Annotated in this window: 15 protein-coding genes; 7 read left to right on the forward strand and 8 right to left on the reverse strand. The window is 28.8% G+C overall.

The window, feature by feature from the left end; all coding sequences use genetic code 11:
• Window positions 1-53 precede the first annotated feature (53 nt).
• The 8 genes from AAFP94_RS05925 to AAFP94_RS05960 form a co-directional block, all read right to left on the reverse strand.
• Window positions 54-746, reverse strand: a complete 693-nt coding sequence (locus AAFP94_RS05925; protein ID WP_316661589.1) for an ABC transporter ATP-binding protein — start codon at window positions 744-746, stop codon at window positions 54-56.
• A 1-nt stretch (window position 747) separates the two neighbouring features.
• Window positions 748-2,010, reverse strand: a complete 1,263-nt coding sequence (locus AAFP94_RS05930; protein WP_316661590.1) for an ABC transporter permease — start codon at window positions 2,008-2,010, stop codon at window positions 748-750.
• Window positions 2,003-3,088, reverse strand: a complete 1,086-nt coding sequence (locus AAFP94_RS05935) for an efflux RND transporter periplasmic adaptor subunit (RefSeq protein ID WP_316661591.1) — start codon at window positions 3,086-3,088, stop codon at window positions 2,003-2,005. The genes AAFP94_RS05930 and AAFP94_RS05935 overlap by 8 nt, the downstream gene beginning before the upstream one ends.
• Before the next feature lie 2 nt (window positions 3,089-3,090).
• Window positions 3,091-4,176 carry a site-2 protease family protein gene (locus AAFP94_RS05940; RefSeq protein WP_316661593.1) on the reverse strand — a complete coding sequence of 362 codons (1,086 nt, stop codon included), beginning with the start codon at window positions 4,174-4,176 and terminating at the stop codon, window positions 3,091-3,093.
• A 14-nt stretch (window positions 4,177-4,190) separates the two neighbouring features.
• Window positions 4,191-4,793, reverse strand: a complete 603-nt coding sequence (locus tag AAFP94_RS05945) for a WG repeat-containing protein (RefSeq protein ID WP_316661594.1) — start codon at window positions 4,791-4,793, stop codon at window positions 4,191-4,193.
• A gap of 81 nt (window positions 4,794-4,874) precedes the next feature.
• Window positions 4,875-5,174, reverse strand: coding sequence for a thioredoxin (gene trxA / locus AAFP94_RS05950; RefSeq protein WP_316661596.1), 300 nt, complete (start codon window positions 5,172-5,174; stop codon window positions 4,875-4,877).
• Complete coding sequence (locus AAFP94_RS05955; protein WP_316661597.1) at window positions 5,164-5,562, reverse strand: DUF302 domain-containing protein; 399 nt, start codon at window positions 5,560-5,562, stop codon at window positions 5,164-5,166. The genes trxA and AAFP94_RS05955 overlap by 11 nt, the downstream gene beginning before the upstream one ends.
• Window positions 5,559-5,966 carry a hypothetical protein gene (locus tag AAFP94_RS05960; protein ID WP_316661598.1) on the reverse strand — a complete coding sequence of 136 codons (408 nt, stop codon included), beginning with the start codon at window positions 5,964-5,966 and terminating at the stop codon, window positions 5,559-5,561. Before AAFP94_RS05960 ends, AAFP94_RS05955 begins: the two co-directional genes overlap by 4 nt.
• A gap of 120 nt (window positions 5,967-6,086) precedes the next feature.
• Between AAFP94_RS05960 and AAFP94_RS05965 the strand changes: the two genes are divergently transcribed.
• The 7 genes from AAFP94_RS05965 to AAFP94_RS05995 all read left to right on the forward strand — a co-directional run bounded on the left by AAFP94_RS05965 (window position 6,087) and on the right by AAFP94_RS05995 (window position 12,728).
• Window positions 6,087-7,331, forward strand: coding sequence for a PAS domain-containing sensor histidine kinase (locus AAFP94_RS05965; protein WP_316661600.1), 1,245 nt, complete (start codon window positions 6,087-6,089; stop codon window positions 7,329-7,331).
• Window positions 7,328-8,371 carry a response regulator gene (locus AAFP94_RS05970; RefSeq protein ID WP_316661601.1) on the forward strand — a complete coding sequence of 348 codons (1,044 nt, stop codon included), beginning with the start codon at window positions 7,328-7,330 and terminating at the stop codon, window positions 8,369-8,371. The genes AAFP94_RS05965 and AAFP94_RS05970 overlap by 4 nt, the downstream gene beginning before the upstream one ends.
• Before the next feature lie 172 nt (window positions 8,372-8,543).
• Window positions 8,544-9,386: a universal stress protein gene (locus tag AAFP94_RS05975; RefSeq protein ID WP_316661603.1), complete on the forward strand. Its 843-nt coding sequence runs from the start codon at window positions 8,544-8,546 to the stop codon at window positions 9,384-9,386.
• A gap of 12 nt (window positions 9,387-9,398) precedes the next feature.
• The gene (locus tag AAFP94_RS05980) at window positions 9,399-9,785 is read left to right on the forward strand and encodes a hypothetical protein (RefSeq protein WP_316661605.1); all 387 of its coding nucleotides are present in this window, start codon (window positions 9,399-9,401) and stop codon (window positions 9,783-9,785) included.
• A 388-nt stretch (window positions 9,786-10,173) separates the two neighbouring features.
• Window positions 10,174-11,022: a universal stress protein gene (locus AAFP94_RS05985; protein ID WP_316661606.1), complete on the forward strand. Its 849-nt coding sequence runs from the start codon at window positions 10,174-10,176 to the stop codon at window positions 11,020-11,022.
• A 20-nt stretch (window positions 11,023-11,042) separates the two neighbouring features.
• On the forward strand, window positions 11,043-11,894 hold the full coding sequence (locus AAFP94_RS05990; RefSeq protein ID WP_316661607.1) for a universal stress protein: 852 nt from the start codon (window positions 11,043-11,045) through the stop codon (window positions 11,892-11,894).
• A 3-nt stretch (window positions 11,895-11,897) separates the two neighbouring features.
• Window positions 11,898-12,728, forward strand: a complete 831-nt coding sequence (locus tag AAFP94_RS05995) for a universal stress protein (RefSeq protein WP_316661609.1) — start codon at window positions 11,898-11,900, stop codon at window positions 12,726-12,728.
• Window positions 12,729-12,792 lie beyond the last annotated feature (64 nt).

Genomic DNA, 12,792 nt, shown 5'->3' on the forward strand with positions numbered 1-12,792 from the left:
TGTTTCTATATTAATTCAGAAAGTTAATACCCTTATCAGTCAAAAAAAATGATTTAAATCATTTGCCGTGAGTTAGTGACTATCCTGCCATCTTCCATCATAATTATATTATCTGTGCGATTAGCAAAATCTTTATCATGTGTCACAACTAACAGTGAAAGGCCTTCTTCTAAACTTAGCCTTTTAAAAATATCGAAAACATTCTCAGAATTGTAGCTATCTAAATTGCCTGTTGGTTCATCTCCCATAATTAAAGTTGGGTTATTAATTAGAGCCCTAGCTATTGCTACACGCTGTTTTTCTCCTCCTGATATGCAAGAAGCCTGCTTTTTGGCCAAATGACCTATATTTAAGGTTCTTAACTTTTCGTAAGCGTCAAATTCAATTTCTTGAAGAGATTTTATCGCCAGTTTTTTTGCTGGAAGCATCACATTTTCCAATACCGTAAAATCAGCTAATAAATAATGAAATTGAAATACAAATCCTATATATTTATTTCTTATATAGGATAAATAATCCCTACTTCGGTTTGTGATAAGTTTATCATTTAAAATAAGTTCACCTTCATAGTCGGTGTCCATTGTAGACAAAATGTATAACAAGGTGGACTTACCGCATCCTGATTTTCCCATAATTGAAGTAAATTCTCCTTCTTCTATTTTAAAACTAATATCCTTTAAAACATGAAAAAGAACAGGTTTTTTAAAATACTTGTTAATATTTTTTGCCTCTAATACTGTAATCATCTTATTGGCCTCTAATAATTTTAATCGGATCTATTTTTCTAGCTCTTTTTGATGGCATATAACCAGCTAAAAAAGTGGATAGCATTGCAAAGGAAAACCCAATAATAAAAAATAATGGATTCATATTTATTGGATAAGTTTCAATTGTTGGCAAGGCTTCAGTTTTAAATGGAATAGTGTCTATTAAACTAACTAATCCAAATCCAATAATTAATCCTATTATACCACCAACAAATCCAATAATCATCGCTTGGCTCATAAAAACAAACTGAACATCTCTGCCAGAAAATCCAATAGCCTTTAAAATGGCTATGTCATTCATCTTTTCATAGATAAGCATATTTAAAATGTTATAAATACCAAATCCTGCAACTATAAGCAGGGTAATAGAAACCGCATAGGTAATAAGATTTCTTATAGCCGTACCTGTTTCAAATTGTGCATTGGCCGTTTTAATGTCAACTGCTTCTAAATTAAATTGCCGCTGTATTGTTTTTGATAAAGGAATTGCATGTTCAATATCGTATAGTTTAACATTTATATCAGTTAAATAATTATTGGGTCGACCTAAAATACGCTGTACGGTTTTAATATTTGCAAAACTTTGAATAGCATCTACATCTGAAATCCCACTTTGATAAAAGCCAACTATTTTTAATGGAAAAACATCACCCCCAATTGGACTAACTTGGACCCGATCGCCAATTTTTAGTGACATTTTTTTTGCTATACCAATCCCTAGTAAAATCCCGTTATCAGTATTTTTTAACGCTTCAGCCGAACCTTTAACAATATAATCTCCAATATTAAACAACCGTACCTCTTCAATTGGATTTATTCCGGTTAGATTACCACCCATTTCTATGGAACCAGCGATATAAAAAATTTGTGACTTTATTTGTGGAATAGCTCCTTTAACATGTTCGTTTGCATTTAAATAATGAATAATTGGAAGTGCATTATGAATATTTTTCTGACTTAACTTCGGTTTAATGGAATGTACTATATTAAAGCTGTTCTTAACTTCATAATACATGTCAATCGGTTGTTCTTGAGAAGGTTCTATTTCATTATATATATGTATGTGCGGTGTTTGATTTAAAATTAAGTTATCCAACATAGCATTCAACCCAGTCATGAAACACACCAAAGTTATATAGGAACCAATACCAAAAGTTACTCCTAATGCAGCAATTGAAGTTTGCTTTATTTTTGTCAATAAATGTGTTTTCCCAATACTCAATATAAGAGCCCAGTTAGTCATTGCTCGGTTTATAAATATAAGTGTCTCCTGTTAATCCAGATTGAACCTCAATATCCTTCATGTTTTGTATTCCCAAGGTAACGGTTACTAAACCTTCATTAGTTATCACTTTATTACCATCTATCAGGTATGCCTTTGGAATAACTAATACGCTTTCTTTTTTTGATATAACAATATTTGCCTCACCCGAAAGCCCAGGATATAACACTTGGGGTGGCTTGATAAAAACTGCCTCAATTTTAAAAGTTTGGTTACGTTGATCTTTTTCAGGATAAATTTTTGACACCACTCCATTAAAGACCTCTCCATAATATGCATCTAAATGAATTAAAACATTTTGGCCTACTTTTATTTTTACAATATCAACTTCATCCACCAACATTTCAACCAAAAAATCAGAAGCACTACCAATAGAAACGAGAGGGTCCATACTACTTACAATTTCTCCAGGCTCTTTATAAAGAGCATATACCTTACCATTAATCTTGCTTTTTACAGTAAAATCTTTGGAACCAATTAATGCTGCCCTGTAATTGTTTTCCGATTGCTTGACCAGAGTTTGTAATTCGTTTTTTGTTCTCTGATAATTATTGTTAAGTGTAAGTAGATTATTTGAAGCCAGATCATAATTAAGTTTTTTGGTGTCATAATCTATTCTAGATCCTATATTTTGTTCCCAAAGCTTTTTTTGCCTGAAATAATTTAATGAGTCGTTTTTATATTTAAGAATAGCAGTGTTAATTTGATCTTGAATTCCCATTAAAATGGTTGCTTTACCATTATAGTTTTCTCTTGCCAAATCTAGAGCAAGTTTAGCAGTTTGGGCATTGAGTTTAGATGTACTGTTTATAATTTGAACAAGTGGATCTCCTATTGAAACCGTATCACCTTCCTCAACCATATTAGCCTCCAATATACCCGCTACTATAGCGTAAGCTTGATACATACTATCTGGCTGAATAGTTACCGATGAGTACACTGATTCGGTTAAAGATCTTGCAGTCGGAAGAATGCCATCCAGCCTATTAGAACATGATGTAATAAGTACAGTCAGTATTAATATTTTAAAAATCTTCATAATCAATAGACTAACCTGGCTTGCAATAAAATATATTCATTTAAGTTGGTTGCATCAATAACACCTAATAGTTTTTCGTCTTTTAAAACAGGTAAAAATGAATTTTTTTTAGAAAAAATAATAGTGTACACTTCGTTAAGATTATCTGTGCTCTGTACCGTTTTAAAATTGGTTTCCATAACATCTTTTACTAAAACATTTTTGTTAGAATTATTAATAATGTTTTTATGATATAAAATACCTTTGATTTTATGATCCTCAACTACAACGAAGTTGGTTTCTGTTCCTGAAATAATTTTGTTTACCACTAAATCTATAGAGTCTTCAGGTTTAAAAGTTGTCATGCTAATTATCATAGCCTCTTCGACGGTATGCCCTTTAAGTAATTCCAAATGATGCACTAATTGGTTTTCACCATAAGCACCTAAAAAAATAAAAAGTGCAATAAATATTAAAAAAGGATTATATAATAAGCCAACTAATAAAAAAATGACAGCAATAAATTGCCCAATACTTGAGGCAATTTGTGTTGCTTTTAAACGATTTAGCTTCATTGCTAATAAAGCTCTTAAAATACGACCACCATCCATTGGGAAAGCTGGAATAATATTAAATATCACTAACCCAACATTAACTATGAACAGATAAAATAGAAAATTCTGAAAGGTAAAACTACTTAAAACCTCAAATGTTTCAGTAAAATTTAGATGTAATAATTCCTGAATTGGTATTATTAAATAGAGTATAAGGGCGATTAATATATTAATTAAAGGTCCTGCAATAACTACAAAAAGCTCTTGTTTAGGAGATTCAGGAATTCTATCTAAACTTGCCATACCGCCAATTGGTAGTAAGGTGATTTTTTGAGTTTTAATACCAAAACGTTTTGCAGCTAAAGCATGTCCTAACTCATGCAATACCACGCAAAAAAAAACGGCTAATACAAATAGTACATTAAACAAAATACTTTTTGCATTTCCACCACGTTTTAATTCATCAAAAATTATCCAAAGAATTAAAAATAAAAATGTCCAATGTATCTTGAATTTAATACCTGAAGCACTACCAAGATTTAGGTTTGCCTTCATCTTCAAATAGATTATTACTTAACAATTCTTTTAATTGTCCACTTGTCATTTTCACCGGCTAAAGACACCAGGTTTTCAGAAATAAATTTTGATGTAATTACAGGTGGTGTTCTTATGTATTTATCAGAAAGTGTGATATGGGTTGGTTGTGTCAAATAGTTTATTGTTTCACCATTTAAGTTGATAACAACTTCAATATAGCTATATGAAACTACGGGCTTTCCTAATAGATCGTTTCTTCCTAATTCTTCTTTTTCAAGCTTTACAGCAATTGCATATTCGTTATTAAAATTTGTGACGTTTAAAAATTCTGGTTTAATTACTATTTTACCTGTTGTATCTATAAAACCAAAATAGGTAATACCTTCTTTTTCTTTTACAATTTTGCATCGATCAGCATTGAAAACAGGGTAGTTATTGTTATCTAGTACTAAATCAAATCTAAAATCTATTATTATATCACCTTTAGTATTTATAAAAGCCCATTGTTCTCCCTTTTTTACGGCAGCAATGTCATTGTGAAATGGAGAAATATAGTCTAGATTTTCTAGAGTTTGTGAAATACCATGGAATGGTATTATAGCGAAAATAAAAAATAAAAAAAATACTTTTTTCATGACTATCATATTTAGATTTATTTGTCAAAAATAAAGCTGATAATACTGTAATAAAATGATATTCATCATGAATAATATATTTTAAGAATGATCTTTTATAATTGCAATAATATTATCTTTTGGTAGAACTCCAGATTGCCTCCAAATTTGTTTTCCATTTTTAAAAAGCAACATGGTTGGTATACCACGAACTTGATATTTTGCAGCCAGTAATTCATTTTTATCGACATCTATTTTAATTATTTTTATTGCTTCCCCAAGCTCTTCTTTTACTTGTTCTAAAATAGGGGCCAACATTTTACATGGACCACACCAACTTGCAAAAAAGTCAACCAAAATAGGGGTCTCTGAATTTATTAATGCATTAAAACTACTTCTCATTTTTAAGTTTTTTTATAACATTTTCAAGTTTTGAACTAACCTCATTTGCTATATTTTCAAGTGCTTTATTTTTTATAGATTGCATAGATACTAAAGGATTTATTGAAGACACTTCAATAGTATTTGGTGCAATTTCTTGCACAATAATATTGCATGGTAACAAAGTACCTATTTTGTTTTCTGCTTGTAAAGCCTTGTATGCAAAAGAGGGATTGCAAGCACCTAGTATTTTGTATTTTCTGAAATTAACATTTAATTTATTTTTTAAAATCTGTTGCAAGTCAATTTTATTTAAAACTCCAAAACCTTCATCTTTTAATAATGCAATAACCTTGGTTTCTATTGTTTTAAAACTACCGTTAGTAACTGAAGTGAAATAATAATTCATAATTGTCTTTGTTTTAAGTCCATATTAAGGTTTGCAAGCATAATTAATTCAGATTTATTCTGCTTGGCAAAAGCTGAAGCTATAGTCCCAGCTGTTTTTAATATTAAAGAATTCATCTCTTCTGTAAAAAAATAATAGTGTTCATTTTTGTATGCTATGAATTCATCATAACATGTCTTGGCATCTAATTCTTTAGTAGTTAACCAATCAAAAACAATTTCTATCTGATAGGCAGAATCTGTGTTATACTTATCTTCAGTGTCGTCAACTGAAAGCCATTCTCTTTTTACTATTTCTTTTAAAGCACAAAACTCTTCATCTCGTACAACTTTGTCTGATGCCGCTATCGCATAAAAGAGTTTTGCAATATTTTGATAAAAATTAATATTTAATCGTTTGTGCATCAGGGCTTTAATTTAATACTACAAAAGTAAGGTATAGCTTTTTTATTAATAATGATATTAATCAGTATTGGACTTTTTTTCGTATTTTTAATATCCAATTTTATAACCCTAATCAGTCAAATGTTTCGGCAAGATCAAGAAATCTTTAATCTTCTTTTAGGAACAATATCAGAAGGCGTTATTGTTGTAGATGCACATCAAAATATTGTTGAAACAAATGATTCTACTGATCAAATGTTTGGATATCCCAAAGGCAAGCTCATAAATCAACCACTCAATATATTAATTCCTCAAAACTATCATGATAAACATGGCAATTACTTTAAAGATTTTTTAAAAAACAAAAAGAAACGCTCTATGGGTCAAGGAAAGTGTCTTTATGGAACACGTAAAGATGGCACTGTTTTTCCTGTTGAGGTAGGTATAAATCCGTTTAAAATTTACGATAAAACTTTTGTAATGGCTTTGATTGTTGATATTTCTACCCGTAAAGCATATGAGGAAAAGATTGTTGAGCTAAATACAAATTTAGAAAAAAAGGTTAAAAAACGAACTGAACAATTAGAACAAGCTATAAAAGAACTTAAACTTGTAAATATTGAATTATCCGTCGAAAATAAAAAAAGAATTGAGGCAGAAGAAGAGGTGAAAAGTGCATTGATAAAAGAACGTGAACTAAACGAACTTAAAACTAAATTTTTATCAATGGTTTCTCATGAATTTAAAACACCTTTAAGTGGTGTTTTAACATCTGCAATGTTATTAAGTAAATATAAATTATCTGAACAACAAGAAAATCGCGACAAGCATATAAAGACTATAACAGATAAAGTACACTATTTAAACAATATTCTAAACGATTTCCTATCAGTTGAAAAATTAGAAAAAGGGCAAGTAAAATACACGCCAACAACTTTTAAGTTAAGTAAGGTTGTTAATGAGGTGGTCTATAGTGCAAATATGCTTTTAAAAGAAGGTCAAAAAATTAATTACCCAAACAATATAGATGAATTATCGTTATATCAAGATGATAAAATCATAGAATTAACTTTAACTAATTTGGTGCAAAATGCTATAAAATATTCGCCAGAAAATACACAAATAGATATTATTATAACCCAAAATAATCACTCAACCATATTTAAGATAAAAGATAACGGAATTGGAATTCCAGATAAAGATCAAAAAAATATTTTTAACCGTTATTTTAGGGCAGAAAATGTTTTGTTAACTCAAGGTACAGGTATAGGTTTAAATATTGTTAAAGATCATTTAAAAAATATAAATGGCACTATTTCTTTTGTAAGTAAAGAAGGAAAAGGGACAACTTTTACTGTGGCCATACCAAATACATTTAAGCAATGAAAAAAGTTCTATTAATAGAAGACGATACGGCTTTAAGAGAAAACATTGCTGAACTATTAGAGCTTTTTAACTATAATGTTATTACTGCTTCAAATGGTAAGATTGGTGTTAGTTTGGCTATTAAACATTTACCAGATATTATAGTCTGTGATATTATGATGCCAGAATTAGACGGTTATAGTGTACTTGAAGCACTTTCAAAAAACGAAAATACGAGATTTATTCCTCTTATATTTCTATCAGCCAAAACCGAACGACACGATATTAGAAAAGGAATGGATTTAGGGGCAGATGATTATATCACAAAGCCCTTTGAAGAAGACGAACTTATTAGCGCTATAGAAAGCCGATTAGCAAAAGCTGCAATTTTAAAAGACGAGATAAATAAATCGATAGATGCAACAAATGAAGAAGAATTAAAATCTCTTAAAGATTTAAAAGGTTTTTTTAATGATAATGGTGAATTATTTGAGTTTAAAGAAGGTGAGCTTATATATAGTGAAGGTAGTAATTCTAACTACATCTATTTAATAAAAAAAGGGGTTGTAAAATGCTATAAGTTTGATGAACAAGGTAAAGAGCTAATTACGGCATTATATAAAGAGGATGAACTATTTGGCTACACTTCTTTTACTCAAAACATTCCTTATATAGAAACTGCAACTGCTGTAAAAAAAACTACATTGCTGGGTATTTCAAAAATGGAGTTAAAGACACTACTTGATAATAACCATCAGTTAACTTTAGAACTTATTGAACTACTAGAAGAAAACCTCTCTGGAGTAAAAGAACAGTTATTACAAATGGCATATAGTTCGGTAAATAAAAAAACAGCAGGAACTATTATAAAATTTGCCAAGAAACTAAACAAGAAGCCTGAAGACCCTATAAAAATTTCTAGATCCGATTTGGCTAGTGTAGCAGGTATCGCTACAGAAACTCTAATTAGAACCATGTCAAATTTTAAAAAGGAAGGTCTTATTGAAATGGAAGGCAGAAATATTAAAATTTTAAATCTTCAAAAACTACAAGAGATTTAATAATTTTTTTATTAAAAATCAAATATGACCAATATCATGTTATATAGTAGGTCTTCTTTTTAGTTTTGCTTTATAAATAGGATTAATTAAATCAATACATTAATCAATTTTTTTTAGAATTAGAATAATTTGAGATTATATCCGTCCGTTTTGTTGAAGCAATTTTTGACAGATGAAGAATATATTATTACCAACAGACTTTTCTGAAAACTCATGGAACGCCATTGTTTACGCACTTCAATATTTTGAAAAATCGAACTGTAGTTTTTATTTGTTACATGTAAATAGATTAAGCAATTTTGTTACAGGAGATACTCCTTACATACCTACAGAAGAAACCATAGAGAATCTTTATACAATCCCGGCTAAAAAAGAATTAAGACATCTGTTAAAGCGCATTGCCAAACAGTTTCCAAAGCATAAGAATCACAAGTTCTATTCGCTAACAGATTATAATTTTTTTATAGAATCTATTAGAAAACATGTGATTGAAAAAAACATTGATATGATTGTGATGGGAACCAAAGGGGCATCAGGGCTAAAAAAAATTGTTGTTGGAAGTAATACAGGTGATGTTATAACAAAAGTGCAGTGCACTACTTTAGTAATTCCTGAAAATGCAAAATTTACTAAAATAAACGAAGTGGCATTTCCAACTGATTTTGCTTTGTCATACGATTTAAGAACATTACAGCCAATTTCCGAAATTTTGGAAACCTATAATTCGTCGTTAAGGATATTACATATTAGTAAAAAAGGTGAGAAATTAAATTTAGATCAACAAAAAAACAAGGAACTATTAGAAGATTATTTTAATGATGATGATTATACTTTTCATTTTTTAACTAATAAAAAAATTGAAGCTGCGGTACAATGTTTTGTGGAAAGTAGAGATACAGATATAATCGTTATGGTAGCAAAAAATCTGAATTATTTTCAAAGAATATTATTCTTGCCAACTGTAGAAGAGATTAGCTATCATACGGATGTGCCATTTTTAGTACTTCATGAATAAAATACAAATATTATGGATGTTTCACTTTTTTTAGCAAAATTCTGGGGATGGTATCTTATTATTTTCTTTTTAATTTTAAGCTTCAATCCAAAACGTATTAAACAAATATTTAATGACTTAAAGGACGAAAAGTTCTTAATTATTTCTGCCTTTGTAGCTATTATAGTTGGATTATTAAATATATTGTTCCACAATTTATGGGAACCGAACTATAAACTTATTATTACTCTTATTGGTTGGATTTCTTTATTTATTGGGGTAAACCTATTCATTTTTCCTAATCGAATTGTTGCTTGGCTGGAGTTTATAAATATTAAACTAGTTCAGGTTATTTATACACTGTTATTTTTTACGGGTTTGTTTTTGCTTAACATAGTATATAATATTCTAATTTTTTGATTTTTTCTTTTAAAACTGATATTAATCAGTTTATATGTTTGTCCTCTTTATTATTTTAGTATAATTAATATACGTTCTTTGAATCACTTAATAAACTTTTAAACACAAGCCTTAATTTCCAATTTAGGTAATTAAGGAGGTCATGAAGAATTATTATGTTTTTAAACTTTTAGGTTTTCTAACAAATTAATTTCTTCTGGAACGGGAAGTTTAGGCTTCCCGTTTTTGTTTTTAAACAATCTCTAAATTTCTTCAATAAGTATTGTATAATTCCACAAAAATCTTGCTTAATATTAAGCAAAGTTGACAATAGTTTTCAATCTGATATATATCATTGTTTTCTTATTCACTACAAAGTAATTTTATTATTGAATTAGATTGAGTAGTTATGAGAAAGATATTGATTCCTACCGATTTTTCAGAAAATGCAATGAACGCTATAAAGTTCGCACTAGAACTTTTTAAATATGAAATAAGCGAATTTTTTTTAATGCATGCATATCAAGATGAAATATATGCTAATGAAGAATTATTAACAAGAGAAACACTTGACAATAGTACTAAAATTGTAAGCGACAAATCTGCAAAATTATTAGAAGAAACCTTACAAAAAATAAAAGAGATTTCACCAAATCCTAGACATACGTACCGAAAAATATCTGCAAATAATTTGCTTATTGATGAGGCCGATAAAATTGTTGACGAAAGAGATATTGATCTTATTGTTATGGGGACTCGAGGTGAGACCAATGATCGAAAATTAACTTTCGGAAGTCATACTTTACAAGTTCTAAAATATGTTCAATGTCCTGTTCTTGCTATTCCTGAAAATTATAAATATACACAACCAAAGCATATTCTTTTCCCAACTAATTATATGATTCCATATAAAAGAAGAGAATTAAAATTATTGTGTGAAATGGTATGTCCATATCGTGCCGAGATAGATTTGTTATATATCTCAAAGAGCAATAATCTTTCGATTAGGCAAGAAGATAATAGAACTTTTATAAAAGAAGTACTCTATAAAAACACATTAAACTTTAAAATAATTAACAGTAAAAATATTAGTAAAACTATATTCAAATATATCGAAAGTCATAATATAGATATGTTGGTTATGGTTAATACAAGACATTCGTTTTTAGAAAATATACTATTTCAATCTGTATTAGATAAAATGACTTTAAATATTAAAATTCCTTTTTTGGCAATGCAAAATATAAGACGCAGTTAGTTAATTATAACCCAAAAATCATGAAAAATATTCTTTTACCAACAGATTTTTCAGATAACTCATATAATGCAATAAAATATGCTCTAAAACTATTTAAAAGTGAGAGATGCACTTTTTATGTACTGAATGCGTACATACCCAAAATTTATAATATTGAATATGTTTTAGTAAACCCAGCACAGTTTGGACTTGCCGATGTAGTTAAAGACAAATCTTTAATTGGTTTGGAAGACACAGTTAAAAAAATCAAAAGCAAATTTAACAACCCTAATCATCAATTTAAGACTATAGCAGCTTTTAATAACCTCATTCTTGAAATAAAGGAAACCGTAGAAGAAAAAAAGATAGACTATATTGTTATGGGGACAAAAGGAACCACAGGCGCTAAAGAAATTTTATTTGGGTCAAATACCGTTCAAACTTTTAAAAATATTAAGTGTCCCGTTCTAGCTATACCTAGTAATTTTGTGTTTGAATCACCGCTTGAAATATTATTTCCCTCAGATTACGAAATTAATTTTCAAGACAAACATTTACAACCAATCATAGATATAGCTTCTACTTATCATTCTAGAGTAAATATTTTAAATGTCTCTTATGGTTACGACTTAACTAAAGCTCAAGAAAAGAATAGATTAAAGTTAGAAATATATTTTAAAAATATTGCACACTTATTTCATAGTGTTAGCAATCAAGATATTACCCAAGCTATTTCAAATTTTCAGTTAAAAACAAAAATCAATTTATTGGTTATGATTAATAACAAGCATTCATTTTTTGAAAACTTGTTTTTTAAATCGACGATTAATCAAATAGGATTTCATTTAAATATTCCCTTTTTAGTGATTCCTTCTATCAAGAATAAAAAATAGATTGTGAAAAAGAATATTCTAATACCTACAGATTTTTCAGATAATGCATGGAGTGCATTAGTGTATGCTTTAAAATTATTTGCAGAAGAAACTGCTACATTTTACTTCTTAAATTCAGTTAGAATAAAAGTTTCATCAATGTCAAATATTTCCAACAAATTATTAAGAACCATGTGTGACAGTGCTTTAAAAGAGTTGTTGGAACTTAAAAAAATGGCAGAAGTAGCAAATAATAACATGAAGCATGACTTTAAAGTTATTTTGAGCACCGAAGATTTGATAATAGCAATTAATGAATCTGTTACAAAGCATAATGTAGATATGATTGTTATGGGTACTCAAGGAGCATCTGGTGTCAAAGAGTTGTTATTTGGAACCAACACGGTTAAAGTTATAAATCAAGTCAAGAAGTGTCCTGTGTTAGTAATTCCTGATGATTATAATTTTGTAATTCCAGAACAAATTGCTTTTCCAACAGATTTTAAACGATTTTATGATGATAAAGAAATAAATCCATTAAAAGAACTAGCAACTCTTTATAATTCAAAAATAAAAGTTCTAAATATTAAAACAGAAAAACAATTGAACGAAATTCAACAGTATAACTTGACCATGTTAAAAGAATATTTAGAAGATTTTTCATGCAGCTTTCATATTATGCCAGATTATACTAAAAAAGCTAAAGAAATTAATGTTTTCATTGAAGATATTAAAATTGATATACTAGTCATGGTCAACTATAAACATAGTCTAATAGATCACATTATTAAAGAGCCTGTTATTAAAAAAATAGGGTTTCATCCAAAAGTGCCTTTTTTAGTAATACCGTCTTAAGTTGATATTTATCATTGTATCTGCCCAGTTACATTATTAACTTTAACTGTAACCTAAATCAATA

The organism is Gilvirhabdus luticola, assembly GCF_040117515.1.
Classification (GTDB): Bacteria; Bacteroidota; Bacteroidia; order Flavobacteriales; family Flavobacteriaceae; genus Gilvirhabdus; species Gilvirhabdus luticola.

Coding starts and splice junctions, on each gene's coding strand:
- AAFP94_RS05925 (WP_316661589.1), bottom strand. CDS start 746: ATGATTACAGTATTAGAGGCAAAAAATATTAACAAGTATTTTAAAAAA.
- AAFP94_RS05930 (WP_316661590.1), bottom strand. CDS start 2,010: ATGACTAACTGGGCTCTTATATTGAGTATTGGGAAAACACATTTATTG.
- AAFP94_RS05935 (WP_316661591.1), bottom strand. CDS start 3,088: ATGAAGATTTTTAAAATATTAATACTGACTGTACTTATTACATCATGT.
- AAFP94_RS05940 (WP_316661593.1), bottom strand. CDS start 4,176: ATGAAGGCAAACCTAAATCTTGGTAGTGCTTCAGGTATTAAATTCAAG.
- AAFP94_RS05945 (WP_316661594.1), bottom strand. CDS start 4,793: ATGAAAAAAGTATTTTTTTTATTTTTTATTTTCGCTATAATACCATTC.
- trxA (WP_316661596.1), bottom strand. CDS start 5,174: ATGAGAAGTAGTTTTAATGCATTAATAAATTCAGAGACCCCTATTTTG.
- AAFP94_RS05955 (WP_316661597.1), bottom strand. CDS start 5,562: ATGAATTATTATTTCACTTCAGTTACTAACGGTAGTTTTAAAACAATA.
- AAFP94_RS05960 (WP_316661598.1), bottom strand. CDS start 5,966: ATGCACAAACGATTAAATATTAATTTTTATCAAAATATTGCAAAACTC.
- AAFP94_RS05965 (WP_316661600.1), top strand. CDS start 6,087: ATGTTTCGGCAAGATCAAGAAATCTTTAATCTTCTTTTAGGAACAATA.
- AAFP94_RS05970 (WP_316661601.1), top strand. CDS start 7,328: ATGAAAAAAGTTCTATTAATAGAAGACGATACGGCTTTAAGAGAAAAC.
- AAFP94_RS05975 (WP_316661603.1), top strand. CDS start 8,544: ATGAAGAATATATTATTACCAACAGACTTTTCTGAAAACTCATGGAAC.
- AAFP94_RS05980 (WP_316661605.1), top strand. CDS start 9,399: ATGGATGTTTCACTTTTTTTAGCAAAATTCTGGGGATGGTATCTTATT.
- AAFP94_RS05985 (WP_316661606.1), top strand. CDS start 10,174: ATGAGAAAGATATTGATTCCTACCGATTTTTCAGAAAATGCAATGAAC.
- AAFP94_RS05990 (WP_316661607.1), top strand. CDS start 11,043: ATGAAAAATATTCTTTTACCAACAGATTTTTCAGATAACTCATATAAT.